The sequence below is a fragment of the Streptomyces sp. NBC_00096 genome (genome assembly GCF_045041305.1).
Lineage (GTDB): Bacteria > Actinomycetota > Actinomycetes > Streptomycetales > Streptomycetaceae > Streptomyces.
This window is the reverse complement of record NZ_CP108221.1, coordinates 1523545-1549104: the sequence shown is the minus strand read 5'-3', so window position 1 is coordinate 1549104 and position 25560 is coordinate 1523545. Positions and strand designations below refer to the sequence as shown.

At 67.7% G+C, this 25560-nt stretch carries 16 protein-coding genes, 1 tRNA gene and 3 rRNA genes; 15 read left to right on the top strand and 5 right to left on the bottom strand.

The window, feature by feature from the left end; translation table 11 throughout:
• Positions 1-102: 102 nt before the first annotated feature.
• On the top strand, positions 103-399 hold the full coding sequence (locus OG904_RS06380) for a hypothetical protein (protein ID WP_328301111.1): 297 nt from the start codon (positions 103-105) through the stop codon (positions 397-399).
• A 46-nt stretch (positions 400-445) separates the two neighbouring features.
• Positions 446-754, top strand: coding sequence for a WXG100 family type VII secretion target (locus OG904_RS06375; protein WP_405488244.1), 309 nt, complete (start codon positions 446-448; stop codon positions 752-754).
• A 91-nt stretch (positions 755-845) separates the two neighbouring features.
• On the opposite strand, the gene OG904_RS06370 is transcribed toward OG904_RS06375, so the two are convergent.
• Positions 846-1100: a DUF397 domain-containing protein gene (locus tag OG904_RS06370; RefSeq protein ID WP_405488242.1), complete on the bottom strand. Its 255-nt coding sequence runs from the start codon at positions 1098-1100 to the stop codon at positions 846-848.
• A 107-nt stretch (positions 1101-1207) separates the two neighbouring features.
• A complete protein-coding gene (eccCa, locus tag OG904_RS06365) occupies positions 1208-5191 on the bottom strand; it encodes a type VII secretion protein EccCa (protein WP_405488240.1) in 3984 nt (1327 codons plus the stop codon).
• Positions 5192-5456: 265 nt separating this feature from the next.
• Between eccCa and eccD the strand changes: the two genes are divergently transcribed.
• The 6 genes from eccD to OG904_RS06335 all read left to right on the top strand — a co-directional run bounded on the left by eccD (position 5457) and on the right by OG904_RS06335 (position 12648).
• Positions 5457-6962: a type VII secretion integral membrane protein EccD gene (gene eccD, locus OG904_RS06360; RefSeq protein ID WP_405488238.1), complete on the top strand. Its 1506-nt coding sequence runs from the start codon at positions 5457-5459 to the stop codon at positions 6960-6962.
• A 172-nt stretch (positions 6963-7134) separates the two neighbouring features.
• Complete coding sequence (gene rpsO, locus OG904_RS06355) at positions 7135-7422, top strand: 30S ribosomal protein S15 (protein WP_327255219.1); 288 nt, start codon at positions 7135-7137, stop codon at positions 7420-7422.
• Positions 7423-7720: 298 nt separating this feature from the next.
• Positions 7721-9943, top strand: coding sequence for a polyribonucleotide nucleotidyltransferase (locus OG904_RS06350; protein WP_405497809.1), 2223 nt, complete (start codon positions 7721-7723; stop codon positions 9941-9943).
• On the top strand, positions 9940-11319 hold the full coding sequence (locus tag OG904_RS06345; RefSeq protein WP_405488235.1) for a M16 family metallopeptidase: 1380 nt from the start codon (positions 9940-9942) through the stop codon (positions 11317-11319). The genes OG904_RS06350 and OG904_RS06345 overlap by 4 nt, the downstream gene beginning before the upstream one ends.
• 105 nt (positions 11320-11424) lie before the next feature.
• Positions 11425-12177: a 4-hydroxy-tetrahydrodipicolinate reductase gene (gene dapB / locus OG904_RS06340; RefSeq protein WP_405488233.1), complete on the top strand. Its 753-nt coding sequence runs from the start codon at positions 11425-11427 to the stop codon at positions 12175-12177.
• A gap of 18 nt (positions 12178-12195) precedes the next feature.
• Positions 12196-12648, top strand: coding sequence for a hypothetical protein (locus OG904_RS06335; RefSeq protein WP_405488231.1), 453 nt, complete (start codon positions 12196-12198; stop codon positions 12646-12648).
• Between the two features lie 49 nt (positions 12649-12697).
• Here the strand turns inward: OG904_RS06335 and OG904_RS06330 are convergent, their stop codons facing one another.
• Together OG904_RS06330 and OG904_RS06325 are read right to left on the bottom strand one after the other, a co-directional pair.
• Positions 12698-13255 carry a PH domain-containing protein gene (locus OG904_RS06330; RefSeq protein WP_405488229.1) on the bottom strand — a complete coding sequence of 186 codons (558 nt, stop codon included), beginning with the start codon at positions 13253-13255 and terminating at the stop codon, positions 12698-12700.
• Between the two features lie 48 nt (positions 13256-13303).
• Positions 13304-13543 carry a hypothetical protein gene (locus tag OG904_RS06325; protein WP_405488227.1) on the bottom strand — a complete coding sequence of 80 codons (240 nt, stop codon included), beginning with the start codon at positions 13541-13543 and terminating at the stop codon, positions 13304-13306.
• 462 nt (positions 13544-14005) lie between these two features.
• On the opposite strand from OG904_RS06325, the gene dapA reads away from it, so the two are divergent.
• From dapA to OG904_RS06290, 7 genes are all read left to right on the top strand, one after another.
• A complete protein-coding gene (dapA, locus tag OG904_RS06320; protein WP_266904008.1) occupies positions 14006-14905 on the top strand; it encodes a 4-hydroxy-tetrahydrodipicolinate synthase in 900 nt (299 codons plus the stop codon).
• A 117-nt stretch (positions 14906-15022) separates the two neighbouring features.
• Positions 15023-16708 carry a ribonuclease J gene (locus tag OG904_RS06315; RefSeq protein ID WP_405488224.1) on the top strand — a complete coding sequence of 562 codons (1686 nt, stop codon included), beginning with the start codon at positions 15023-15025 and terminating at the stop codon, positions 16706-16708.
• Positions 16709-17368: 660 nt separating this feature from the next.
• Positions 17369-18893 (top strand): 16S ribosomal RNA (locus OG904_RS06310).
• A 288-nt stretch (positions 18894-19181) separates the two neighbouring features.
• Positions 19182-22305, top strand: a 23S ribosomal RNA gene (locus OG904_RS06305).
• A 73-nt stretch (positions 22306-22378) separates the two neighbouring features.
• Positions 22379-22496: ribosomal RNA gene (rrf, locus tag OG904_RS06300) — 5S ribosomal RNA — on the top strand.
• Together the 16S, 23S and 5S rRNA genes with 1 tRNA gene alongside form the textbook arrangement of a ribosomal RNA operon.
• Positions 22497-22501: 5 nt before the next feature.
• Positions 22502-22574 (top strand) — tRNA-Thr (locus tag OG904_RS06295).
• Positions 22575-22740: 166 nt separating this feature from the next.
• On the top strand, positions 22741-22950 hold the full coding sequence (locus OG904_RS06290; RefSeq protein WP_405488222.1) for a hypothetical protein: 210 nt from the start codon (positions 22741-22743) through the stop codon (positions 22948-22950).
• A gap of 23 nt (positions 22951-22973) precedes the next feature.
• On the opposite strand, the gene OG904_RS06285 is transcribed toward OG904_RS06290, so the two are convergent.
• Positions 22974-25496 (bottom strand): SpoIIE family protein phosphatase, encoded by a 2523-nt coding sequence (locus OG904_RS06285; protein WP_405488220.1) that lies wholly within the window; start codon positions 25494-25496, stop codon positions 22974-22976.
• Positions 25497-25560: the final 64 nt, after the last annotated feature.

The following is a 25560-nucleotide window of genomic DNA, read 5'->3' as shown; positions in this document are numbered from 1 at the left end:
CTCCGCTGCGCGATCCGCCGGTCCTGTTCTGGCGAATTGAGAAATGAGGAGCTTCGGATGACCACTAATTTCGGACTCGCTGATGACCCGGTAAAGCAAGCGATGAACAAGATCTCGGAGACCGCCGAAAGCGTGACGCGGCAGTCCCGTGAGCTTGCGGACATCCTTGCCACCGTCAGCGCCGGCTGGACCGGTGTGGGCGCATCGGGGTTCACCTCCGCGCAGACGGTCGTCAACGAGGACCACGACGAGATCCGCCGGCTGCTCGGCGTCCTGCACAACGCGGTCTCCCAGACCAAGAACCTGAGCAACGCGCAGGACGACGACGTGGTCTCGGCGTTCCAGGCGGTCAAGTCCGCCAGCGGCGGTGGCAACACCTCCGCCCTCAACGGGATCTGACCCACTTCCCCAACCACCTGCCCCGCCCCGTGCGAAGGAGAAGAGCATGACCGCGAACGACGGGCACACGAAGGTCCGGTACGAGAGCGTCCAGGTGATGGCGGACCGCATCCGCATCGTCTCGGACAACATCAAGAAGGACCTGGACGAGATGGGTGCGGCCCTGACGGTCGTCACCGACACCTGGGACGGCGAGGCGCACGCCCAGTACATCGAGCTCCAGCGCAAGTACAACGGCAAGGCCGACCACATGCGCGCCCAGCTGCGCCAGGTCGCCGACCTCATCGAGCGCGGCAAGAACGACTACCGCGCCACCGACGTGAAGGCCTCGCGGCTGTTCACCGAGGCCTACTGAGCCCGGCGGCGCACCACGCCGCAAGAGGTACGAGGAAGGGGCGCGCCCGCACCGGGCGCGCCCCTTCCTCGTGCCCCGGCGGGGCGACCGTCTACGCCGACTCCCGCGGACCGCGGTCCAGGTCGAACTCCCCGTCCCTGGCCCCGAGCACGAACGCCTCCCACTCGGCCGCCGTGTAACGCAGCACGGTGTCCCGGTCCAGCGAGGACCGCATCGCCACCGCTCCCTCGGGCAGCCTGGCGATCTCGACCCGCTCCTCGTCCGGCGAGGTCCCGGGCGGGCCCTCCCACGCGACGCCGCTGATGTCGAGCGCGTACAGCTCGTCCTTCTCCTGCTGAGTGCCCATGTGCGGCCTCTCCTTCGGTGGTGCGGTCGATGCCGATTATCGGTGGTGACCAGCCGCGCGCGGGAGGCTTTGCGGAACCCTCCCCGAACCCTCCCGCACGCCCCGCCCTACATCCCCGGCATCCGGCCGATCTGCACCAGCGAGGTGCCGCGCTTGCGCGAGACGAAGGACGCCCGGCCCGGAGGCATGGGACGCGGCCGGACATTGCCCACCAGATCTCCCTCGGACGGATCGCCGGACAGCACCACGCCCTGCGCCCCCAGCTCCTTGATCCGCTGCATGAACGGCTCGTACAGCGCCCGCGAGGCACCCGCCGAACTGCGCGCGATGACGAAGCGGACGCCCGTGTCGCGGGCGAACGGCAGGAACTCCACCAGCTGCGCCAGCGGATTGCCCTGGCTCGTGGCCACCAGGTCGAAGTCGTCGATGATGATGAACACGTCCGGGCCCGTCCACCAGCTGCGGTCGCGCAACTGCTGCGGTGTGACGTCCTGCGGCGGCTGCCGGCGGGCGAACACCCCGCCCAGCGCCTCCATGTGCATCTGCAGCGAGCTCGCCATCGGCGCGTACTCCAGCAAGTGCTCCTCCGGCAGCGCCCCGAGCAGGCCGCGCCGGTAGTCCCCGACCACGAGCCGCGCCCGGTCCGGGCCGTAGCGCTCCGCGATCCGCTGCGCGATGAGCCGCAGCAGGTTCGTCTTGCCCGACTCGCTCTCGCCGAACACCAGGAGGAAGGGGTCGGTCTCGAAGTCGATGAACACCGGCTCCAGCTCGGTCTCGTCGATGCCGATCGAGATCCCGCGCTCCGGGTACTCCCCGCCCTTCGGCAGCTGGTCGGCGTGGAGCAGCCGCGGCAGCAGCCGTACGCCGGGGGCCGCCTGGCCCGCCCAGTTCTGCTGCACCGCCGCCACGAAGGCGGCCGTGGCCTCCGACAGGTCCTCCGCCGCGTGCGAGCCGTCGATCCGCGGCAGCGCGCCCAGGAAGTGCAGCTTCTCGGCGACCTGGCCGCGGCCCGGCATCCCCGTCGGGACGTTCGCCGCGACCTTGCGGTCGAACTCGGAGTCCATGACGTCACCGAGGCGCAGCTCCAGCCGGCCGAGGATCTGGTCCTTCAGCGCGGCCCGCACCTCCATGTACCGGGCGACCGTGAGCACCACGTGGATGCCGTACCCCAGCCCCCGGGCCGCGATGTCCGTGACGACCTGCTCCAGGGCCTCGTACTCGCCCCGGAAGGCGCCCCAGCCGTCGACGACGAGGAAGACGTCCCCCCAGGCCTCGCCGGGCAGCTCGCCCGCCGCGCGCCGGCGCCGGTAGGTGCCGATCGAGTCGATGCCGTTCGCGCGGAAGAACTCCTCGCGCCGGCGCAGCACGCCGACCACCTCCGCGACCGTGCGCCGCACCCGCTCCGGGTCCAGCCGGGACGCGATCCCGCCCACGTGCGGCAGCTCCGAGAGCGAGGACAGGCCCCCGCCGCCGAAGTCCAGCCCGTAGAACTGCACCTCGCGCGGGGTGTGCGTCAGGGCGAACGAGGAGATCAGCGTCCGCATCAGCGTCGACTTGCCCGACTGCGGACCGCCGACCACCATCATGTGGCCCGCCGCACCCGAGAAGTCCCGGTACAGCACCTCGCGCCGCTGCTCGAACGGCTTGTCGATGAGCCCGAGCGGTACGACCAGCCCGCCCGGCCGCGTGTACCCCTCCGCGTGCAGCCCGCGCTCCGCCGAGGGCGCCAGCGCCGGCAGCAACTGGTCCAGCGGCGGAGCCTGGTCGAGCGGCGGCAGCCACACCTGGTGCGCCGGCACCCCCTGCCCCTCCAGCCGTCCCACGATCACGTCGAGCACCGTGTCCGCCAGCGCGTCGTCCCCCTGCCCGGCCCGCGCCTCCTGCTCCGCCCGCGCCGTCAGGTACGCCGGGTCCGGAGCCGCGTACACCACCGGCACCGGCGCCGCCGTGAACAGCACCGGCCGCCGCTCCACCGGGAACAGTCCGACCGACAGGTCCGGCCCGCCCGAGCGGTAGGTCCCCGAGACGTACGCCGCCTTGAAGCGCGTCATCTCGTCCGTACCGAACTTCAGGTAGCCCGAACCGGGCACCGACGGCAGGTGGTAGGCGTCCGGTACGCCGATCGCGGTCCGCGACTCCGCCGCCGAGAACGTCCGCAGACCGATCCGGTACGACAGGTAGGTGTCCAGCCCGCGCAGCTTGCCCTCCTCCAGCCGCTGCGAGGCCAGCAGCAGGTGCACGCCCAGCGACCGGCCGATGCGGCCGATCTGGATGAACATGTCGATGAAGTCCGGCTTCGCGGTCAGCAGTTCGGAGAACTCGTCGATGACCAGCACCAGCGAGGCCAGCGGCTCCAGCGGGGCGCCGGCCGCGCGGGCCTTCTCGTAGTCGTGGATGTTCGCGTAGTTGCCCGCCGAACGCAGCAGCTCCTGGCGGCGCTGCAGCTCGCCGCGGATCGAGTCGCCCATGCGGTCCACGAGCGTCAGGTCGTCCGCCAGGTTGGTGATGACCGCCGCCACGTGCGGCATCTGCCCCATCCCGGTGAAGGTCGCACCACCCTTGAAGTCGGCCAGTACGAAGTTCAGCGTCTCCGAGGTGTGCGTGACCGCCAGCCCCAGCACCAGCGTGCGCAGCAGCTCCGACTTGCCCGAACCGGTCGCGCCCACGCACAGCCCGTGCGGGCCCATCCCCTCCTGCGCGGCCTCCTTCAGGTCCAGCATCACCGGAGAGCCGTCCTCGCCGACGCCGATCGGCACGCGCAACCGCTCGCCGGCCGAGCGCGGCCGCCAGGTCCGGGCCACGTCCACGGCGGCGGCGTCGCCCAGGTTCAGCAGGTCCGTGAAGTCCAGATTGGCCAGCAGCGGCTCGTCCTCGTCACCGCCACCCGTCCGCAGCGGCGCCAGCTGCCGGGCCAGCGCCTCCGCAGCCGGCAGCGACAAGGTGTCCGGCACGCCCTCGTAGGCGACGCCCGCGCCCGACTCCAGCCGCAGCCGGCCCGGCCGCACCACGACCGACAGCCCGCCGCGCGCCTCGTCCAGCTCGCCCGCCACCACCTCGACGACGGTGACCCCCTGGAGCCCCTCGGGCGCCGCGAACACCGAGTCCGGCGGCACCAGACCACCACGGGAACCCGAGTCCAGTACGAGGACCACGTGCGGCTGGTCCAGCACCGGGGACCCCTCCCGGCTGAACCTGGGCCGCCCCTCCAGCCGGGAACCCAGCAGCCCCTCCAGCTCACCGAGGTCGTCGCCGAACAGCCGCTTCGTGCCGGCCCCGTCGATCTGACCCGGCACCTGGGTGTGCGGCAGCCACTTCACCCAGTCCCACTCCGCCACCGCACCCGGCGCGGCCACCACGGCCACCATCAGGTCCTCGGGGGAGTGCAGCGTCGCCAGCTGCGCCACCAGCGCCCGCGCCGTCCCGCGCGCCGACTCCGGCTCCCCGGACACCGTCACGTGGTAGAACGCCCGCAACGACACCGCCACCGGCAGCCCGTCCAGGGTGGAGTGCACCTTCAGGAACCGCTGCATGGCACCCGCCGTGAGCGGCTCCAGCTCGTCCACCGGCGCCGTGTCCGGCGCCACCAGCGCCGTCGCCAGCCGCTGCGCGCCCAGCCCCAGCCGGGCCTGCCCGAAGTCCGCGTCGCCGACCCGCCGCTCCCAGAGCCGGGAGCCCTCGGCCACCACCGACCACAACTGCTCCGGAGCCGGGTGCAGGTACAGCTGGGCGTCACGCTGGGCCCGCGCGGTCCTGCGCACCTGACGCCTGGTCTGCGCCAGGTACTTGAGGTAGTCCCGCCGCGTGTCGCCCATTTGCCCTTGCGTACCGCGCCGGTGGCGCACCAGCTGGGCGACGAGCATGCCCACCGTCGACACCATCATCAGCACGCCCATGATGCGCATGAACGGCGCGGCGCCCGGCATGAAGAAGAAGACGGCCGACGAACCCATCCCGAGCATCGGGAGGAGCTGCATCAGCACGCCCTCCTGCTGACCCCGCGGAAGCTCCGGCGGAGCCTCCAGCCTCAGTTCGTCCGAAGGCACTTCGGGCGGCAGCGACCGGGGCGGACGTTTGACGACGATCTGGCTCACCGGAGCATCAATCCCTCGAAAACAGACGGGACGTCGCAACGGGCGCCCTCAAGTCCCGGGCGCGAAGGGGGTCTCCTCCGCAGGGAGGTGATCCTACTTGCCGACAGTCATCCGCACTCCCGGTAGGGTGGCGCGCGCGGCATGCGCATCCGCGAATCGGCCGCGCACCGGCCGGCCGGACCACGCGGCCGCGGCGCCGCGCCGCACCGCAGGGCACGCCAACGCACGCCGTACACCCACGCACACACCAACCGGGGGACACCAGGTGAACACCGCCGAGGCGACCGGCTTCCGCAGGGTCACCGTCGTGGCTCCCGACAGCCGCATAGACGTCGCCCTCCCCGAGGACATCGCCGTCGCCGACATCTACCCCGAACTGCTGCGCCTCACCGGCCAGACCCAGGCCGTCGGCGCACCCACCGGCTTCCACCTGGTCCTGCGCTCCGGCACCGTCCTCGACGGCGCCCGCACCCTCGCGGCCCAGCAGGTCCTCGACGGCGAGGTGCTGAGCCTGCGCCCCTTCGCCGAGTCGCTGCCGCCCGCCGTCTTCGACGACGTCTCCGACGCCGTCGCCTCCGCCGTGGTGTGCGACCGCCACCGCTGGACCGACGACATGCTGCGCGGCGCGGGCCTGGCCGGCGCGGCCGTCCTCTTCGTCCTCCTCGGCTTCGTCCTCTGGTACGCCGACCCCGTCCTGCACGACATGCACGGCCTGCCCGGCATCGTCGCCGGTTCCGTCGGCGTGCTCCTGACCGCGGCCGCCGGCGTCCGCGCCCGGGTCTACCGCGACCGCGGCTCCGCCGTCGCGCTCGGCCTCGCCGCCGTACCGCACCTGCTGCTCGCCGGCGCCGGCATCGTCGCCCCCGCCGCGGGCCAGGGACCGGGCCGGCTCCAGTTCCTCCTCGGCTGCCTCTGCGTGCTCGTCGCCTCCGTCGCCCTCGTCGCCCTCACCCCGGACGGCGACGCCCCCTTCGTCGCGGCCACCTTCCTCGCCGCGACCGGGACCCTGGCCACGTTCGCCGCCATCGCCGCCGACACCGGCGCCACCTCCGCGGCGGCCGTCTGCGCCCCCGCCGCCATCGGCCTCGTCGCCTTCCTCCCCGGCTTCTCCGCCCGCTTCGCCCGGCTCCCCATCGGCTACGCCGCGCCGCAGAGCGCCGTGGCCGAGTACGAGACCCCGGACCGTTACGAGACGGAGCCGTACGGTGAGCGCTCCGCCGCCGACCAGCACGACTCCGGGGCCCCGCTCGACGCCGAGGCCATCGCCGCCCAGGCCCGCCGCGGCCACGAGATGCTCCTCGGCCTCGTCGGCGGCTGCGCCGCGGTCGCCGTCGGCGCCGCCGCCGTCCTCGGCTTCTCCGACAACACCTGGGCCCGGCTCCTCGCCCTGGCCACCGGGCTCGCGATGCTGCTGCGCGCCCGGCTCTTCCGCTACACCTCCCAGGTCGCCTGCACCCTGGTGGCCGGCTTCGCCGCCCTCGGTCTGCTCGTCCTCGGCCTCGCCATGCACCCGCCGGCCGCCCTGCTCCGCGAGCTCGCGCTGTACGGGGACCACGGCGGCCTGGAGCTCCGTACGCTCTGGCTCTCCGCGGCCGTGGCCGCCGGCGCGGCCCTCCTCGTCGGAATTGCGCTGGTCATTCCCCGCAAGGGTCTGTCACCCTTCTGGGGGCGCCTGCTCGACCTCACCGAGGCCGCGGTGCTGCTCAGCCTGGTCCCGCTGACCCTGGCCGTGCTCGACGTCTACGCCCGGGCCCGCGCTCTCACCAGCTGAGACGGGGTGGAGCGGCAGCCTGGTACGCTGTGTGACGGCCGTTTGTGTACGCGCTCCCGGAGTCCTCTGGGGGCTGCGCTCAGCGGACCCCGCCTCCCGAGTTACGGAAGATCCCCAGAGAATTCGACCTGGGGCACTCGGTGGCAACGAAGACCTATTACGAGGAGTACGCGTGCCGCTCGACGCCGCAGTCAAGAAGCAGCTCATCGCAGAGTTTGGTGCCAAGGAGGGCGACACCGGTTCCCCCGAGGTCCAGGTCGCGATGCTGTCCCGCCGCATCTCGGACCTGACCGAGCACCTGAAGGCCCACAAGCACGACCACCACTCCCGTCGTGGTCTGCTGATCCTGGTCGGCCAGCGCCGCCGCCTTCTGCAGTACCTGGCCAAGAAGGACATCCAGCGCTTCCGTACGCTGGTCGAGCGCCTCGGCATCCGCCGCGGTGCGGCCGGCGCCAAGTAAAGACGCTGTGAAGGGAGCGGTTCCCACATTGAGGGGGCCGCTCCCTTTGCTGTACGTGCGCGACGTGCCGCACGCTTTGTAGTCTGGAAAGCGTGCACGGACAACGCGCGCACAACTGAAGAGGAGGAGCGCCCTCCCTACGCCGCCGGTCCTCGGTAGTGGCATCCGGAAAGCCCCGCACGGGCCTTCGCCCGGCTGCTTCGATCGAAGACCGGCCCGCACGCCAGGAGCGCTTCTCCGCAACCGTCCACCACCACACGGGTGGCGGACGGAGACGACGAAAATGGAGAAAACGCTAGTGGAGAACGAGACCCACTACGCCGAGGCCGTCATTGACAACGGTTCCTTCGGCACCCGCACCATCCGCTTCGAGACGGGCCGTCTGGCCCGCCAGGCCGCCGGCTCCGCCGTTGCCTACCTGGACGACGACACGATGGTGCTTTCCGCCACCACCGCGTCGAAGAAGCCCAAGGACCAGCTCGACTTCTTCCCCCTGACGGTCGACGTCGAGGAGCGGCAGTACGCGGCCGGCAAGATCCCCGGCTCCTTCTTCCGCCGCGAGGGCCGCCCCTCCGAGGACGCGATCCTCACCTGTCGCCTGATCGACCGCCCGCTGCGCCCGTCCTTCAAGAAGGGCCTGCGCAACGAGATCCAGGTCGTCGCGACGATCATGGCGCTCAACCCCGACCACCTGTACGACGTCGTGGCGATCAACGCCGCCTCCGCGTCCACCCAGCTGGCCGGCCTGCCCTTCTCCGGCCCGATCGGCGGCGTCCGCGTCGCGCTGATCCGCGGCCAGTGGGTCGCCTTCCCGACGCACACCGAGCTCGAGGACGCCGTCTTCGACATGGTCGTCGCGGGCCGCGTGCTCGAGGACGGCGACGTCGCGATCATGATGGTCGAGGCCGAGGCCACCGAGAAGACCATCGCCCTGGTCAAGGGCGGCGCCGAGGCGCCGACCGAGGAGGTCGTGGCCGCCGGTCTCGACGCCTCGAAGCCCTTCATCAAGGTCCTCTGCAAGGCCCAGGCCGACCTGGCCGCCAAGGCCGCCAAGCCCGAGGGCGAGTTCCCGGTCTTCCTGGACTACCAGGACGACGTGTACGAGGCCCTCGCGGCCGCCGTCAAGGGCGAGCTCTCCCAGGCGCTGACCATCGCGGGCAAGCAGGACCGCGAGGCCGAGCTGGACCGCGTCAAGGAGATCGCCGCCGAGAAGCTCCTCCCGGCCTTCGAAGGCCGCGAGAAGGAGATCTCCGCCGCGTACCGCAGCCTGACCAAGGCCCTGGTCCGCGAGCGCGTCATCAAGGACAAGGTCCGCATCGACGGCCGCGGGATCACGGACATCCGTACCCTCGCCGCCGAGGTCGAGGCCATCCCGCGCGTGCACGGCTCGGCGCTGTTCGAGCGTGGCGAGACCCAGATCCTGGGCGTCACCACCCTGAACATGCTCCGTATGGAGCAGCAGCTGGACACCCTTTCCCCGGTGACCCGCAAGCGCTACATGCACAACTACAACTTCCCGCCGTACTCGGTCGGCGAGACCGGCCGCGTCGGTTCGCCGAAGCGCCGCGAGATCGGCCACGGCGCGCTCGCCGAGCGCGCGATCGTGCCGGTCCTGCCGACGCGCGAGGAGTTCCCCTACGCGATCCGCCAGGTGTCCGAGGCTCTGGGCTCCAACGGCTCGACGTCCATGGGCTCGGTCTGCGCCTCCACCATGTCGCTGCTGAACGCCGGTGTGCCCCTCAAGGCCCCCGTCGCCGGCATCGCCATGGGCCTGATCTCGCAGGAGATCGACGGCAAGACCCACTACGTCGCCCTCACCGACATCCTCGGTGCGGAGGACGCCTTCGGCGACATGGACTTCAAGGTCGCCGGCACCAAGGAGTTCGTCACCGCGCTCCAGCTGGACACCAAGCTCGACGGCATCCCGGCCTCCGTTCTGGCCGCCGCCCTCAAGCAGGCCCGCGACGCCCGCCTCCACATCCTCGACGTGATGATGGAAGCGATCGACACGCCGGACGCCATGTCCCCGTTCGCCCCCCGGATCATCACCGTCAAGATCCCGGTGGACAAGATCGGTGAGGTCATCGGCCCCAAGGGCAAGATGATCAACCAGATCCAGGAGGACACCGGCGCCGAGATCACGATCGAGGACGACGGCACCATCTACATCGGTGCCTCCGACGGCCCGGCCGCCGAGGCCGCCCGTGCCACGATCAACCAGATCGCCAACCCGACCATGCCGGAGGTCGGCGAGCGCTACCTGGGTACGGTCGTCAAGACCACCACCTTCGGTGCCTTCGTCTCCCTCATGCCCGGCAAGGACGGCCTGCTGCACATCTCGCAGATCCGCAAGCTCGCCGGTGGCAAGCGCGTGGAGAACGTCGAGGACGTGCTCGCGGTCGGCACCAAGGTCCAGGTCGAGATCGCCGAGATCGACTCCCGCGGCAAGCTCTCCCTGGTCCCCGTGATCGACGGCGAGGCCGCCGGCGACGACGCTGACAAGGACGACTCCGACAAGTGACGTCGCGTAGTTCCCGTGTGACGGCCCGCCCCTCTTCGGAGGGGCGGGCCGTCGCCCGTACCCAAACACTGCTCAAGGGCGCAGGCGGCATCGGCACCGTCCGGCGCACGGTCCTCCCCGGCGGACTGCGCGTGGTCACCGAGACCCTGCCGTCCGTCCGCTCCGCCACCTTCGGGATCTGGGCCAACGTCGGCTCCCGGGACGAGACGCCCTCGCTCAACGGCGCCACGCACTACCTGGAGCACCTCCTCTTCAAGGGCACCGACAAGCGCAGCGCCCTGGACATCTCCTCCGCGATCGACGCGGTCGGCGGCGAGATGAACGCCTTCACGGCGAAGGAGTACACCTGCTATTACGCGCGGGTGCTCGACACCGACCTGCCGCTGGCCATCGACGTCGTGTGCGACATGCTCACCGGCTCGCTGATCCTCGAATCCGATGTCGACGCCGAGCGCGGCGTCATCCTCGAAGAGATCGCGATGACCGAGGACGACCCGGGCGACATGGTCCACGACCTGTTCGCCCAGACCATGTACGGGGACACCCCGCTCGGGCGCCCCGTCCTCGGCACGGTCGACACGATCAACGCGCTGACCGCCGACCGCATCCGCCGCTTCTACAAGAAGCACTACGACCCCACCCACCTGGTCGTGGCGGCCGCGGGCAACGTCGACCACAACAAGGTCGTGCGCCAGGTCCGCGCTGCCTTCGAGAAGGCCGGCGCCCTGACCCGCACCGACGCCGAACCGGTGGGCCCGCGCTCCGGCACCAAGCGGATCCGCACCGCGGGGCGCGTCGAGCTGGTCAACCGCAAGACCGAGCAGGCCCACGTGGTCCTCGGCATGCCGGCCCTGGCCCGCACCGACGAGCGCCGCTGGGCGCTGGGCGTACTGAACACCGCGCTGGGCGGAGGCATGTCCTCCCGCCTGTTCCAGGAGGTCCGGGAGAAGCGCGGTCTCGCCTACAGCGTGTACTCGTACACCTCGGGCTTCGCCGACACCGGCCTCTTCGGGGTCTACGCCGGCTGTCGCCCCAACCAGGTCCACGACGTACTGCGGATCTGCCGGGACGAGCTGGACAAGGTCGCCGCCGACGGTCTCACCGACGAGGAGATCCGGCGGGCCGTGGGCCAGCTGTCCGGCTCCACCGTCCTCGGCCTGGAGGACACCGGCGCGATCATGAACCGCATCGGCAAGAGCGAGCTGTGCTGGGGCGACCAGATGTCGGTCGACGACATGCTGGCCCGTATCGCGGCCGTCACCCCCGACGAGGTGCGCTCGGTCGCGCACGACATCCTGGCCCAGCGGCCCTCGCTCGCGGTGATCGGCCCGCTGAAGGAGAAGCAGGCGGCCCGTCTCGACGAGGCCGTCGCCTAGGGAGCCCCTCCCGCAAGCGCGTCACCCGGGCCCGAGGACAGGGCCCGGGTCCGTACCCACGCAGTCCGCACGCATTCGAGGCTGCACGCACGTGAAGGATGTGACATGAGCAAGCTGCGCGTGGCAGTTCTCGGCGCCCAGGGCCGCATCGGCTCCGAGGCGGTCAAGGCCGTCGAGGCCGCCGGGGACATGGAGCTGGTGGCCGCCCTCGGACGCGGCGACAAGCTGGAGACGCTGGCCGACGCCGGCGCCCAGGTCGCGGTCGAGCTGACCACCCCCGCCTCGGTGATGGAGAACCTGGAGTTCCTCATCCGCCACGGCATCCACGGAGTGGTCGGCACCACCGGCTGGAACGAGGACCGCCTCGCTCAGCTCAACACCTGGCTCGCGGCATCCCCGCGGACCGGTGTGCTCATCGCGCCGAACTTCTCCATCGGCGCCGTCCTCACCATGAAGTTCGCCGCCCAGGCCGCCCGCTACTTCGAGTCCGTCGAGGTCGTCGAACTGCACCACCCCAACAAGGTCGACGCCCCCTCCGGCACGGCGACCCGTACGGCGCAGCTCATCGCGGCCGCCCGCGCCGAGGCCGGCCTCGGCGCGCAGCCCGACGCCACCACCGCCGCGCTCGACGGCGCGCGCGGCGCGGACGTGGACGGCGTACCGGTGCACGCGATCCGCCTGCGGGGCCTGCTGGCCCACCAGGAGGTGCTCCTGGGCGGAGAGGGCGAAACCCTGACCATCCGTCACGACTCCCTGCACCACAGCAGCTTCATGCCGGGCATCCTGCTCGGCGCGCGCCGCGTGACGCAGACCCCGGGCCTCACCTTCGGCCTGGAAAACTTCCTCGAACTCGGCTGACGAGCAGGCGACGACACCATGCGCGCGAAGATCATCTACTTCATCACGGCCGCCGTCCTGGTCGTGTACTTCGTCCTGGTCGGCAGCCGGGGCCTGATGCTGATCCGGCACGGGACCTGGCTCACGGTCACCTTCGGCGTGGCGGTGCTGATCCTGCCCGTCATCGGCGTGTGGTTCCTCTGGAAGAACACGCAGTTCGTCACCAGGGCCAACCAGCTCGCGACCGAGCTGGAGGCCGAGGGCGGACTGCCCGTGGACGAGCTGGAGCGGGACAAGTACGGCCGGATCCTGCGGGATTCCGCCGACGAGGTCTTCGCGCGCCGCAAGGCCGAGACCGAGGACGCGCCGGGGGACTGGCGCAGCTGGTTCCGCCTCGCCGTCGCGTACCACGACGCCCGTGACACCCCGCGGGCCCGCAAGGCCATGCAGCGGGCGATCTCCCTGCACGAGGGGAAGCCCGTACGGACCTGAGTCCTGTACGGGCTTCCCGTGCGTCCGACGCCGCCTCAGGCGGCCGTCCTCAGGCGGGCACCGCCCGGTATTCGTCGGCCCAGGCCTCGACCGAGTCGGCGGCCCGGTCGAAGGCCTCGGTGCGCGCCAGGAAGTCGGCGCTGTGGTCGGTCAGCAGGACCGGCAGCGCCGCGCCGCCGTGCCCGGCCACGGTCAGGGCCTGGCCCTGAACGGTCCTCGGCAGTCCGAGCCAGCGCACGGGCTGCTGCACCGTGCGGACCTCGCCGACCTGGCTCCACGGGATCGAGCGGGTGGTGAAGAACCCCACCCGGCGCAGCCCCTTGGGGCTCACCCAGACACCCGTGCGCAGCATCCGCAGTGCGGAGCCGACCACGGCGAGCGAGGCGAGCAGGCCGCCCAGGGCTCCGGTCCAGGTGCCGGCGGCCACGATGATCACCGTGGCGAACAGCATGAACGCGCCGAGCAGGAGCAGCAGCGCGGCGATGGCGATCCGCCAGGGCCCCGGACGGTAGGGGCGGCGCCAGCGGTCGGGGTCTTCGTAGGGGAGGGTCTCCCCGTCGTCGTGCGCGTCGAATGCGCCGTCGGCCGTCAGGAAGGGCAGGGGCACGGCAGGACCTCACTCACATGCACGTTCGGTTGGGCTGTGCCCGTGAGGCTACCGCCCCTCGGAGGCCTCCGACTGCTGCGACTTCGCCGGTGCGTGGCTCGGCTGCAGTGCGGGTATGCCGAAGAGCAGTGACCCGACGAGTCCCGCCACCACGGTCAGTCCGATCAGACTACGGGCGGCGATCTGGGTCTTGCTCAGACTCTCGCGCGGCGGCGGAGTGACGTTGCTGCGGAATCGGTCGGCCTCGGCGACGAAGGCGAACGGGACGGGTTCGCGCCGGCGGAACATGGAAACGACTCTCCTCGCGATCGGTGAGTTGGGCGGGTCTTCTCCTCTTTAGGACGTACAAAAGACCGGATCGGTGCCGAATTTCGGGACATTGATCCAGAATTCATGGCATCGCGTCAGACGAGCCGGCTCGCCGCGGAGCCACCGAGGAGCCTGCACGTAGCCTGCGCGGGACCGCTTCGGAGCCCGAGCGGACCCCCGCCGGGACCCGTCCGGCCGCTCGGGCGCGCGATCTCCGGCGGCGTCGTCCGCGTTGCCCCGTAAGGCTGGATCCCCCGTTCCGTACGGATGTACGGGTCAAGTCCGAAGTGTCCGTATTGCCACGTTTCGTAAAGTTCATCTAGGCTGATCAAACGGACCCGGCACTGCTTGAACCCCCGAGCAGGCAGTGCCGGGCTCCAACACCCTCATCACGTCCCCCGAGGGGACACCGCGAGCATGGCAGCGAGTAGCGTGTTACCCATGGCTCCGATCTCGACTCCGCAGACCCCCTTCGGGCGGGTCCTCACCGCCATGATCACGCCGTTTACGGCGGATGGCGCACTTGACCTCGACGGCGCGCAGCAGCTCGCCGTCCACCTGGTGGACGCAGGCAACGACGGCCTGATCATCAACGGCACCACCGGTGAGTCGCCGACCACCACTGACGCGGAGAAAAACGACCTCGTACGAGCCGTACTCGAAGCAGTCGGAGACCGGGCCCACGTGGTCGCAGGCATCGGCACCAACGACACCCGTCACACCCTCGAGCTCGCCCGCCAGGCCGAGCGCACCGGCGCCCACGGCCTGCTCGCGGTGACCCCGTACTACAGCAAGCCGCCGCAGGAGGGCCTCTTCCGGCACTTCACGGCGATCGCCGACGCCACCGAGCTCCCGGTGATGCTCTACGACATCCCCGGCCGCAGTGGTGTCCCGATCAACACCGAAACCCTCGTCCGGCTGGCCGAGCATCCCCGTATCGTTGCCAACAAGGACGCCAAGGGTGACCTCGGCCGTGCCAGCTGGGCCATCGCACAGAGCGGCCTGGCCTGGTACTCCGGTGACGACATGCTGAACCTGCCGCTCCTCTCGGTCGGCGCGGTCGGCTTCGTCTCCGTGGTCGGCCACGTGGTCAGCCCCGAGCTCCGCGAGATGCTCGAGGCCCACCTGGGCGGCGACGTCCAGAAGGCCACCGAGATCCACCAGAAGTTGCTCCCCGTTTTCACCGGCATGTTCCGCACCCAGGGTGTGATCACCACCAAGGGCGCACTGAACCTGCAGGGACTGCCCGCGGGCCCGCTACGGCTCCCGCTGGTCGAGCTGACCGCCGAAGAGACGGCACAGCTCAAGATCGATCTTGCCGCCGGCGGGGTACAGCTCTGACACCAGACTTCACAACTGAATAAGCGGAACCACAACAAGACAACAGCAAGTGCACGAATGACATGCGCGCCACGTGCCTCGACCGGTACGTGGCCGCGCGTGGTGAAGGAGAACCTTTTGAGCCATCCGCATCCTGAACTCGGTCCGCCGCCGAAGCTCCCCAAGGGCGGCCTTCGGGTCACCCCCCTGGGCGGTCTCGGTGAGATCGGCCGCAACATGACCGTCTTCGAGTTCGACGGCCGCCTGCTCATCGTCGACTGCGGTGTCCTCTTCCCCGAAGAGGAGCAGCCCGGCATCGACCTGATCCTGCCGGACTTCTCGTCCATCCGGGACCGCCTCGACGACATCGAGGGCATCGTCCTCACGCACGGCCACGAAGACCACATCGGCGCCGTCCCGTACCTCCTCCGGGAGAAGCCGGACATCCCGCTGATCGGCTCCAAGCTGACGCTGGCCCTCATCGAGGCGAAGCTCCAGGAGCACCGCATCCGCCCCTACACCCTCGAGGTGAAGGAAGGCGAGCGCGAGAACCTCGGCCCCTTCGACTGCGAGTTCATCGCCGTCAACCACTCCATCCCGGACGCCCTGGCCGTGGCCATCCGCACCGGCGCCGGCATGGTCGTGGCCACCGGTGACTTCAAGATGGACCAGCTGCCGCTGGACGGTCGCCTCACGGACCTGCACGCCTTCGCGCGCCTGAGCGAAGAGGGCATCGACCTCCTCCTCTCGGACTCGACGAACGCAGAGGTCCCGGGCTTCGTCCCGCCCGAGCGCGAGATCTCCAACGTCCTGCGCACGGTGTTCGCCAACGCCAACAACCGGATCATCGTGGCCAGCTTCGCCAGCCACGTGCACCGCATCCAGCAGATCCTCGACGCCGCCCACGAGTACGGCCGCAGGGTCGCCTTCGTCGGCCGCTCGATGGTCCGCAACATGGGCATCGCGCGCGACCTGGGCTACCTGAAGGTTCCGGCCGGTCTGGTCGTGGACGTCAAGACCCTCGACGACCTGCCGGCCCACGAGGTCGTCCTGGTCTGCACGGGTTCGCAGGGCGAGCCGATGGCGGCCCTGTCCCGCATGGCCAACCGCGACCACCAGATCCGGATCGTCCCCGGCGACACGGTCATCCTGGCGTCGTCCCTCATCCCGGGCAACGAGAACGCGGTCTACCGCGTGATCAACGGCCTGACCCGGTGGGGTGCCAACGTCGTGCACAAGGGCAACGCCAAGGTGCACGTCTCCGGCCACGCCTCCGCCGGCGAGCTGCTGTACTTCTACAACATCTGCAAGCCGCGGAACCTGATGCCGGTCCACGGCGAATGGCGCCACCTGCGCGCCAACGCCGAGCTCGGCGCCCTGACGGGCGTACCGAAGGACCGCATCGTCATCGCGGAGGACGGCGTGGTCGTCGACCTCATCGACGGCAAGGCCCGGATCTCCGGCAAGGTCCAGGCCGGCTACGTGTACGTGGACGGCCTCTCGGTCGGCGACGTCACGGAGGTCCACCTCAAGGACCGCAAGATCCTGGGCGACGAGGGCATCATCTCGGTCTACGTCGTGGTGGACAGCACCACCGGCAAGATCGTCAGCGGCCCGAACATCCAGGCCCGCGGCTCCGGCATCGACGACTCGGCGTTCTCCGCCGTCCTGCCGAAGATCGAGGAAGCCATCGCCCGCGCCGCCGCCGACGGCGTCGCGGAGCCGCACCAGATCCAGCAGCTCATCCGCCGGACGATGGGCAAGTGGGTCTCGGACGGCTACCGCCGCCGCCCGATGATCCTCCCGGTCGTCGTCGAGGTCTGACCCTCGCCGTAGCGACCTCACCGGAGCGGGGCAACCGGATTTGCATCCGGGGGCCCCGCTCCAGTACGTTTACGTCTCCACCTCGCACGGCACCTGCGCACACACGTGTGCCCGGACAGTCCGATGCGGGCGGGTGGGATTCCAGACCGGGGAAACCTGATAAAGTCTGGCTCGCCCGAAAGGGAATGGCTCTCCAATGGCCATCCAATTCAAATCCAAGCCGGGAACGGCAAGGAAATGATCTGGTAGAGTTGGAATCGCCGGAAAGGGAAACGCGAAAGCGAAGAACTGGAAAGCGAAACCCGCTTCGACCGGGAATCGGACACGAAAGAGTCTGATAGAGTCGGAGACACAAGAACGAAGGAAGCGCCCGGAGGAAAACCCCAGTAAGTGTTACTGAGGGTGAGTACAAAGGAAGCGTCCGTTCCTTGAGAACTCAACAGCGTGCCAAAAATCAACGCCAAAAGTTGATACCCCGTCCATTTCGGTGGATGAGGTTCCTTTGAAAAAGACCTGTGAGGTCGCGGCTTCGGCTGTGATGCTTGCAGGCAATTACACAGCGAGGACGCAGTGGACGGTCGGTCTTATTCCGACATGACTGTCCCGCTCTAAGTGCGTGTGCAACCGGGCAGCTTTTAATTAAGCACAGCCGGGTAAACATTCATGGAGAGTTTGATCCTGGCTCAGGACGAACGCTGGCGGCGTGCTTAACACATGCAAGTCGAACGATGAAGCCCTTCGGGGTGGATTAGTGGCGAACGGGTGAGTAACACGTGGGCAATCTGCCCTTCACTCTGGGACAAGCCCTGGAAACGGGGTCTAATACCGGATAACACTCCTGCCTGCATGGGCGGGGGTTAAAAGCTCCGGCGGTGAAGGATGAGCCCGCGGCCTATCAGCTTGTTGGTGGGGTAATGGCCCACCAAGGCGACGACGGGTAGCCGGCCTGAGAGGGCGACCGGCCACACTGGGACTGAGACACGGCCCAGACTCCTACGGGAGGCAGCAGTGGGGAATATTGCACAATGGGCGAAAGCCTGATGCAGCGACGCCGCGTGAGGGATGACGGCCTTCGGGTTGTAAACCTCTTTCAGCAGGGAAGAAGCGAAAGTGACGGTACCTGCAGAAGAAGCGCCGGCTAACTACGTGCCAGCAGCCGCGGTAATACGTAGGGCGCAAGCGTTGTCCGGAATTATTGGGCGTAAAGAGCTCGTAGGCGGCTTGTCACGTCGGATGTGAAAGCCCGAGGCTTAACCTCGGGTCTGCATTCGATACGGGCTAGCTAGAGTGTGGTAGGGGAGATCGGAATTCCTGGTGTAGCGGTGAAATGCGCAGATATCAGGAGGAACACCGGTGGCGAAGGCGGATCTCTGGGCCATTACTGACGCTGAGGAGCGAAAGCGTGGGGAGCGAACAGGATTAGATACCCTGGTAGTCCACGCCGTAAACGTTGGGAACTAGGTGTTGGCGACATTCCACGTCGTCGGTGCCGCAGCTAACGCATTAAGTTCCCCGCCTGGGGAGTACGGCCGCAAGGCTAAAACTCAAAGGAATTGACGGGGGCCCGCACAAGCAGCGGAGCATGTGGCTTAATTCGACGCAACGCGAAGAACCTTACCAAGGCTTGACATATACCGGAAAGCATTAGAGATAGTGCCCCCCTTGTGGTCGGTATACAGGTGGTGCATGGCTGTCGTCAGCTCGTGTCGTGAGATGTTGGGTTAAGTCCCGCAACGAGCGCAACCCTTGTCCTGTGTTGCCAGCATGCCCTTCGGGGTGATGGGGACTCACAGGAGACCGCCGGGGTCAACTCGGAGGAAGGTGGGGACGACGTCAAGTCATCATGCCCCTTATGTCTTGGGCTGCACACGTGCTACAATGGCCGGTACAATGAGCTGCGATACCGTGAGGTGGAGCGAATCTCAAAAAGCCGGTCTCAGTTCGGATTGGGGTCTGCAACTCGACCCCATGAAGTCGGAGTTGCTAGTAATCGCAGATCAGCATTGCTGCGGTGAATACGTTCCCGGGCCTTGTACACACCGCCCGTCACGTCACGAAAGTCGGTAACACCCGAAGCCGGTGGCCCAACCCGTAAGGGAGGGAGCTGTCGAAGGTGGGACTGGCGATTGGGACGAAGTCGTAACAAGGTAGCCGTACCGGAAGGTGCGGCTGGATCACCTCCTTTCTAAGGAGCACAGTACCGATTGCAGACAAATGTTCTGCACGGTCAGCTCATGGGTGGAACGTTGATTAGTTGGCACGGTTTCCTTGATGGATCACGAGTACTGCTTCGGCGTGGAAAGTGACTCACTGATGGGGGATCGTGCTTGGCACGTTGTTGGGTATCTGAGGGTACGGCCGTGAGGTCATGCCTTCTGTGATGCCGGCCCCAGTGAACTCGCCAGCTTGTCTGGTGGGGTGATGGGTGGCTGGTCGTTGCTTGAGAACTACACAGTGGACGCGAGCATCTGTAGGCCAAGTTTTTAAGGGCGCACGGTGGATGCCTTGGCACCAGGAACCGATGAAGGACGTGAGAGGCCGCGATAGGCCCCGGGGAGCTGCCAACTGAGCTTTGATCCGGGGGTGTCCGAATGGGGAAACCCGGCAGTCGTCATGGGCTGTCACCCACTGCTGAACACATAGGCAGTGTGGAGGGAACGCGGGGAAGTGAAACATCTCAGTACCCGCAGGAAGAGAAAACAACCGTGATTCCGGGAGTAGTGGCGAGCGAAACCGGATGAGGCCAAACCGTATGCGTGTGATACCCGGCAGGGGTTGCGCATGCGGGGTTGTGGGAATTCTTTTGATCGGTCTGCCGGCCGGTCGGCGAGTCAGAAACCGTTGATGTAGTCGAAGGACATGCGAAAGGTCCGGCGTAGAGGGTAAGACCCCCGTAGACGAAACATCAGCGGCTTGCTTAAGAATCTCCCAAGTAGCACGGGGCCCGAGAAATCCCGTGTGAATCTGGCGGGACCACCCGCTAAGCCTAAATATTCCCTGGTGACCGATAGCGGATAGTACCGTGAGGGAATGGTGAAAAGTACCGCGGGAGCGGAGTGAAATAGTACCTGAAACCGTGTGCCTACAAGCCGTGGGAGCGTCGCGCATTGAGTTTACTCAATGCGTCGTGACTGCGTGCCTTTTGAAGAATGAGCCTGCGAGTTAGCGGTGTGTAGCGAGGTTAACCCGTGTGGGGAAGCCGTAGCGAAAGCGAGTCCGAATAGGGCGATTGAGTTGCACGCTCTAGACCCGAAGCGGAGTGATCTAGCCATGGGCAGGTTGAAGCGGAGGTAAGACTTCGTGGAGGACCGAACCCACCAGGGTTGAAAACCTGGGGGATGACCTGTGGTTAGGGGTGAAAGGCCAATCAAACTCCGTGATAGCTGGTTCTCCCCGAAATGCATTTAGGTGCAGCGTCACGTGTTTCTTGCCGGAGGTAGAGCACTGGATAGGCGATGGGCCCTACCGGGTTACTGACCTTAGCCAAACTCCGAATGCCGGTAAGTGAGAGCGTGGCAGTGAGACTGTGGGGGATAAGCTCCATGGTCGAGAGGGAAACAGCCCAGAGCATCGACTAAGGCCCCTAAGCGTACGCTAAGTGGGAAAGGATGTGGAGTCGCAGAGACAACCAGGAGGTTGGCTTAGAAGCAGCCACCCTTGAAAGAGTGCGTAATAGCTCACTGGTCAAGTGATTCCGCGCCGACAATGTAGCGGGGCTCAAGCGTACCGCCGAAGTCGTGTCATTGCAGCTATAGGGCCAACGCCCGCTGTGATGGGTAGGGGAGCGTCGTGTGCCGGGTGAAGCAGCAGCGGAAGCTAGTTGTGGACGGTTCACGAGTGAGAATGCAGGCATGAGTAGCGATACACACGTGAGAAACGTGTGCGCCGATTGACTAAGGGTTCCTGGGTCAAGCTGATCTGCCCAGGGTAAGTCGGGACCTAAGGCGAGGCCGACAGGCGTAGTCGATGGACAACCGGTTGATATTCCGGTACCCGCTTTGAAACGCCCAATATCGAATCAGGCGATGCTAAGCCCGTGAAGCCGTTCCGGACCCTTCGGGGAATGGAAAGTGGTGGAGCCGGCGGACCAGACTTGTAGTAGGTAAGCGATGGGGTGACGCAGGAAGGTAGTCCAGCCCGGGCGGTGGTAGTCCCGGGGTAAGGGTGTAGGCCGAGGGGTAGGCAAATCCGTCCCTCATATAAGGCTGAGACCTGATGCCGAGCCGATTGTGGTGAAGTGGATGATCCTATGCTGTCGAGAAAAGCCTCTAGCGAGTTTCATGGCGGCCCGTACCCTAAACCGACTCAGGTGGTCAGGTAGAGAATACCGAGGCGTTCGGGTGAACTATGGTTAAGGAACTCGGCAAAATGCCCCCGTAACTTCGGGAGAAGGGGGGCCATCACTGGTGATCGGATTTACTCCGTGAGCTGGGGGTGGCCGCAGAGACCAGCGAGAAGCGACTGTTTACTAAAAACACAGGTCCGTGCGAAGCCGTAAGGCGATGTATACGGACTGACGCCTGCCCGGTGCTGGAACGTTAAGGGGACCGGTTAGTCACATTTCGGTGTGGCGAAGCTGAGAACTTAAGCGCCAGTAAACGGCGGTGGTAACTATAACCATCCTAAGGTAGCGAAATTCCTTGTCGGGTAAGTTCCGACCTGCACGAATGGCGTAACGACTTCTCGACTGTCTCAACCATAGGCCCGGTGAAATTGCACTACGAGTAAAGATGCTCGTTTCGCGCAGCAGGACGGAAAGACCCCGGGACCTTTACTATAGTTTGATATTGGTGTTCGGTTCGGCTTGTGTAGGATAGGTGGGAGACTTTGAAACCCCAACGCCAGTTGGGGTGGAGTCGTCGTTGAAATACCACTCTGGTCGTGCTGGATGTCTAACCTCGGTCCGTGATCCGGATCAGGGACAGTGTCTGATGGGTAGTTTAACTGGGGCGGTTGCCTCCCAAAAAGTAACGGAGGCGCCCAAAGGTTCCCTCAGCCTGGTTGGCAATCAGGTGTTGAGTGTAAGTGCACAAGGGAGCTTGACTGTGAGACCGACGGGTCGAGCAGGGACGAAAGTCGGGACTAGTGATCCGGCGGTGGCTTGTGGAAGCGCCGTCGCTCAACGGATAAAAGGTACCCCGGGGATAACAGGCTGATCTTCCCCAAGAGTCCATATCGACGGGATGGTTTGGCACCTCGATGTCGGCTCGTCGCATCCTGGGGCTGGAGTCGGTCCCAAGGGTTGGGCTGTTCGCCCATTAAAGCGGTACGCGAGCTGGGTTTAGAACGTCGTGAGACAGTTCGGTCCCTATCCGCTGTGCGCGTAGGAATATTGAGAAGGGCTGTCCCTAGTACGAGAGGACCGGGACGGACGAACCTCTGGTGTGCCAGTTGTCCTGCCAAGGGCATGGCTGGTTGGCTACGTTCGGGAGGGATAACCGCTGAAAGCATCTAAGCGGGAAGCCTGCTTCAAGATGAGTATTCCCACCTCCTTGAGAGGGTAAGGCTCCCAGTAGACGACTGGGTTGATAGGCCAGATGTGGAAGCCCGGTAACGGGTGGAGCTGACTGGTACTAATAGGCCGAGGGCTTGTCCTCAGTTGCTCGCGTCCACTGTGTTAGTTCTGAAGTAACGAACTGTGTCATATCCGGTTGGTTAACTTCATAGTGTTTCGGTGGTCATAGCGTTAGGGAAACGCCCGGTTTACATTCCGAACCCGGAAGCTAAGCCTTTCAGCGCCGATGGTACTGCAGGGGGGACCCTGTGGGAGAGTAGGACGCCGCCGAACAACCCGCCCTTTTAGCTCAGTCGGTAGAGCGTCTCCATGGTAAGGAGAAGGTCAACGGTTCGATTCCGTTAAAGGGCTCAGTACAGAAAGGCCTCCGCCTATTGGCGGGGGCCTTTCTGCGTTTAAGGAGTTCGGGACTCGTTGTCAAGTCCCGAATCTTCGGGCCGTGACCGGGGCCGGCGCTCGGGGCGCAATGGGATCAGGAGTCAGCACACCCAGCCCCCGACCCGCGGAAGGACCTCTCATGAGCATCGACCGGATCCGACACCTCGTCCGCGCGTTCACGACGGCCCCGGCCGCCGTCGACGTCTTCGCTTCGTCCCCTCCGTCCGCCATGGACGTCCCTCAGGACTCGGACGGCCGTGACGTGGTCATCGCCACGGGCAGCACGCCGTGGACCGGGGAGATGGCGGCCCCGTCCTTCATGATCCTGCTGGCGCAGTCCCGGCGGTAGCAGGAGCGGGCGCGGCGGCGACTTCAGTCGCCGTCGCGCTGCTGCGGGATGCGGAAGGCGAGGATGGCCATGTCGTCCGAGGCCGGCTCCGCCGCGAAGCGTTCCACCGCGCGCAGGACGCGGGAGGCGACGGCTCCGGCGGTGAGGCCCGTACAGGTGGTGAGGACTTCGGCGAGGCCGTCGTCGCCGAGCATGCGGGTGCCCTCGCGGCGTTCGGTGATGCCGTCCGTGACGCAGAGCAGGACGTCGCCCGGATCCAGGGTGAGGTTCTGCTCGTACAGTTCGAGGTCGTCGAGGACGCCCAGGAGCGGCTGCGGATCCGCGGCGGGGACGACCTCGCCGTTCGGGCGCAGGCGCAGGGGGAGCGGGTGGCCGGCGCAGACGACCTTCATGTGGGCGCTGCCGTCGGGCTGGGGGTGGAGCTCGCCGTAGAGGAGCGTGAGGAAGCGGCTGCGGTCGCCCTCGTCGAGGATCGCCGCGTTGAGGCGTTCCAGCACGGCCGGGCCGCCGAGACCCTCGCGGGCCAGGAGGCGCAGGGCGTGCCTGGCCAGGCCGGTGACGGCGGCCGCCTCCGGGCCCGTACCGCAGACGTCACCGATGGCGAACCCGTAGACGCCGGGGCGGATCGGGAAGACGTCGTAGAAGTCGCCGCCCACCTCGTTGCCCTCGCCGGCGGCGCGGTAGATGACCTCCACCTCGATGCCGGGGATGGCGGGGGAGCCGGGCGGCAGCAGGCTGCGCTGGAGGGAGCGGCTGATGGCGGTGCGCTCGGAGTACAGACGGGCGTTGTCCAGGGCGAGGGCGGCGCGCCGGGAGAGGTCCTCGGCGAGCTCGAGGATCTCCTGCCGGAAGTGCTCCTCGGAGGGTTTGCCGAGGGTCAGCATGCCGATGACGCGGTTGCGGGCCAGGAGCGGGAGGACCACAGTCTCGCCGCCGACCGCCAGGGTCGTCGCGGGCCAGGGCCGGGCGCCGGCCTCGCGGACCGGCTCGGGCGGACTGACCTGGGAGAGCAGGGCCTTGAGGCCGTCGATGCGTTCCTCGTCCTCGTGCAGGACGTAGGAGAGGAACGGGTCGGAGGCCTGGTCGGCGATGGTGTAGACGGCGCACCAGGTGGCGAGGGTGGGGACGGTCATCTGGGCCATGAGGGCCAGTGTCTGGTCCCGGTCGAGGGTGCCTGCGAGCAGGTCGGAGGCCTCGACGAGGAAGGAGAGGGAGCCGCGGCGCAGCCGTTCCAGCTCGCCGAGGCGGGCGGATTCGACGGCGAGGGCGATGCGGTCGGCGGCGAACTGCAGGCGCAGGGCGTCGTCGTTGGAGTAGCGGCCGGGGTTCTCGGCGGCGACGCCGAGCGAGCCGGTGAGGCGGCCCTCGACCTTGAGGGGGACCGTGATGGCGGAGCGCATGCCGGTGGATTCCAGGAGGGGTACGGCTCCGGGGACGACGACGAGGTCCTCGTGGACGGCGGGCATGCGGGCGCTGCCGTACCGGTTGGTGCCCGCTTCGACGGGGACGCGGGCGAAGCGCTGGCGGGTGGAGGGCAGGCCGGTGGTGGCGCGGACCTCCAGCTCGGTCTCGTCGTCGGTGGCGAGGAGGAGGAAGGCGGAGTCCGCGTCGAGGAGGTCGCGGGCGCGTTCCACGGTGCGCTGGAGGAGGCCGTCGAGGTCGTCGGGGGCGGGGGAGCCGATGAAGATCTCGAAGGGGTCCACCGGGCGGGATTCGGCGAGGTGGCCGCCGTCGACGGGGACGCGTACGGGGCTCTGGAGCAGGGCACGCTCGTCGTCGTGGACGAGCAGGCAGACGATCGAGGGCTCGCCGTGGGCATCGCGGACCCGCAGGTGGGAGGCGTAGATGGGGATGACGCGGCCGTCGGCGCCGCGGATGCCGTAGCTGCCCTCCCAGCGGGACAGGCGCAGGGCCTCGGCGATGCCGGTTCCGGTGCCGGGGGTCTGTGGCCAGGCGGCGAGCTCGGCCAGCGGGCGGCCGACGGCCTTCTCCGCGGGGTGGCCGAAGATGATCTCGGCGTCCTCGTTCCAGGCGGAGACGGTGTCGGTGGCGTCGATCTGCAGGACGGCGACGCGGACCCGGCTGTCGGCGAGGGGGAGCAGCTGGTCGGGGACGACGGGGCCCGCGGAGCGGGTACCGACCGGCCGGTCCGGCATGTCGAGCCGGAACCACACGTGTTTGTGCGTGGCCGTGTACTCGACGCCCCAGCGGGTGGCGAGGGCGGCGCAGAGCATGAGCCCGCGGCCGTTCTCGCGGTCGGGGTCGGCGTAGGGGCGGTCGCCGGGGTGCTGGAGGGGGAGCTCGCGCTCCGGGTACCGGTCGGCGACCTCGACCCGTACGCCGTCCTCGGTGCGCAGGCACAGGACTTCGGCGCGGGTGCCGGCGTGGACCACGGCATTGGTGACGAGTTCGCTGGTGAGGACCACGGCGTCGTCGACGATGTCCGCGAAGCCCCAGCCCTGGAGGGTGTCGCGGACGAATGCGCGGGCAGCGGCGACCGAGCGCCCTTGGGGATCGAACGTGGCAGCCGCCCGTGCCGTGATCACAAGTCTCCTTCGACGCGGTGGACAACGGATGCCAGGTTACTTACCTTCGCGCTCGCCATGGTGC

What these genes read in the sequence shown, in the direction of transcription:
- OG904_RS06370 (WP_405488242.1), bottom strand. Translation starts at nt 1,100, where the DNA reads ATGGGCACTCAGCAGGAGAAGGACGAGCTGTACGCGCTCGACATCAGC.
- OG904_RS06325 (WP_405488227.1), bottom strand. Translation starts at nt 13,543, where the DNA reads ATGTTCCGCCGGCGCGAACCCGTCCCGTTCGCCTTCGTCGCCGAGGCC.
- OG904_RS06375 (WP_405488244.1), top strand. Translation starts at nt 446, where the DNA reads ATGACCGCGAACGACGGGCACACGAAGGTCCGGTACGAGAGCGTCCAG.
- dapB (WP_405488233.1), top strand. Translation starts at nt 11,425, where the DNA reads ATGAGCAAGCTGCGCGTGGCAGTTCTCGGCGCCCAGGGCCGCATCGGC.
- OG904_RS06380 (WP_328301111.1), top strand. Translation starts at nt 103, where the DNA reads ATGAACAAGATCTCGGAGACCGCCGAAAGCGTGACGCGGCAGTCCCGT.
- OG904_RS06290 (WP_405488222.1), top strand. Translation starts at nt 22,741, where the DNA reads ATGAGCATCGACCGGATCCGACACCTCGTCCGCGCGTTCACGACGGCC.
- OG904_RS06335 (WP_405488231.1), top strand. Translation starts at nt 12,196, where the DNA reads ATGCGCGCGAAGATCATCTACTTCATCACGGCCGCCGTCCTGGTCGTG.
- dapA (WP_266904008.1), top strand. Translation starts at nt 14,006, where the DNA reads ATGGCTCCGATCTCGACTCCGCAGACCCCCTTCGGGCGGGTCCTCACC.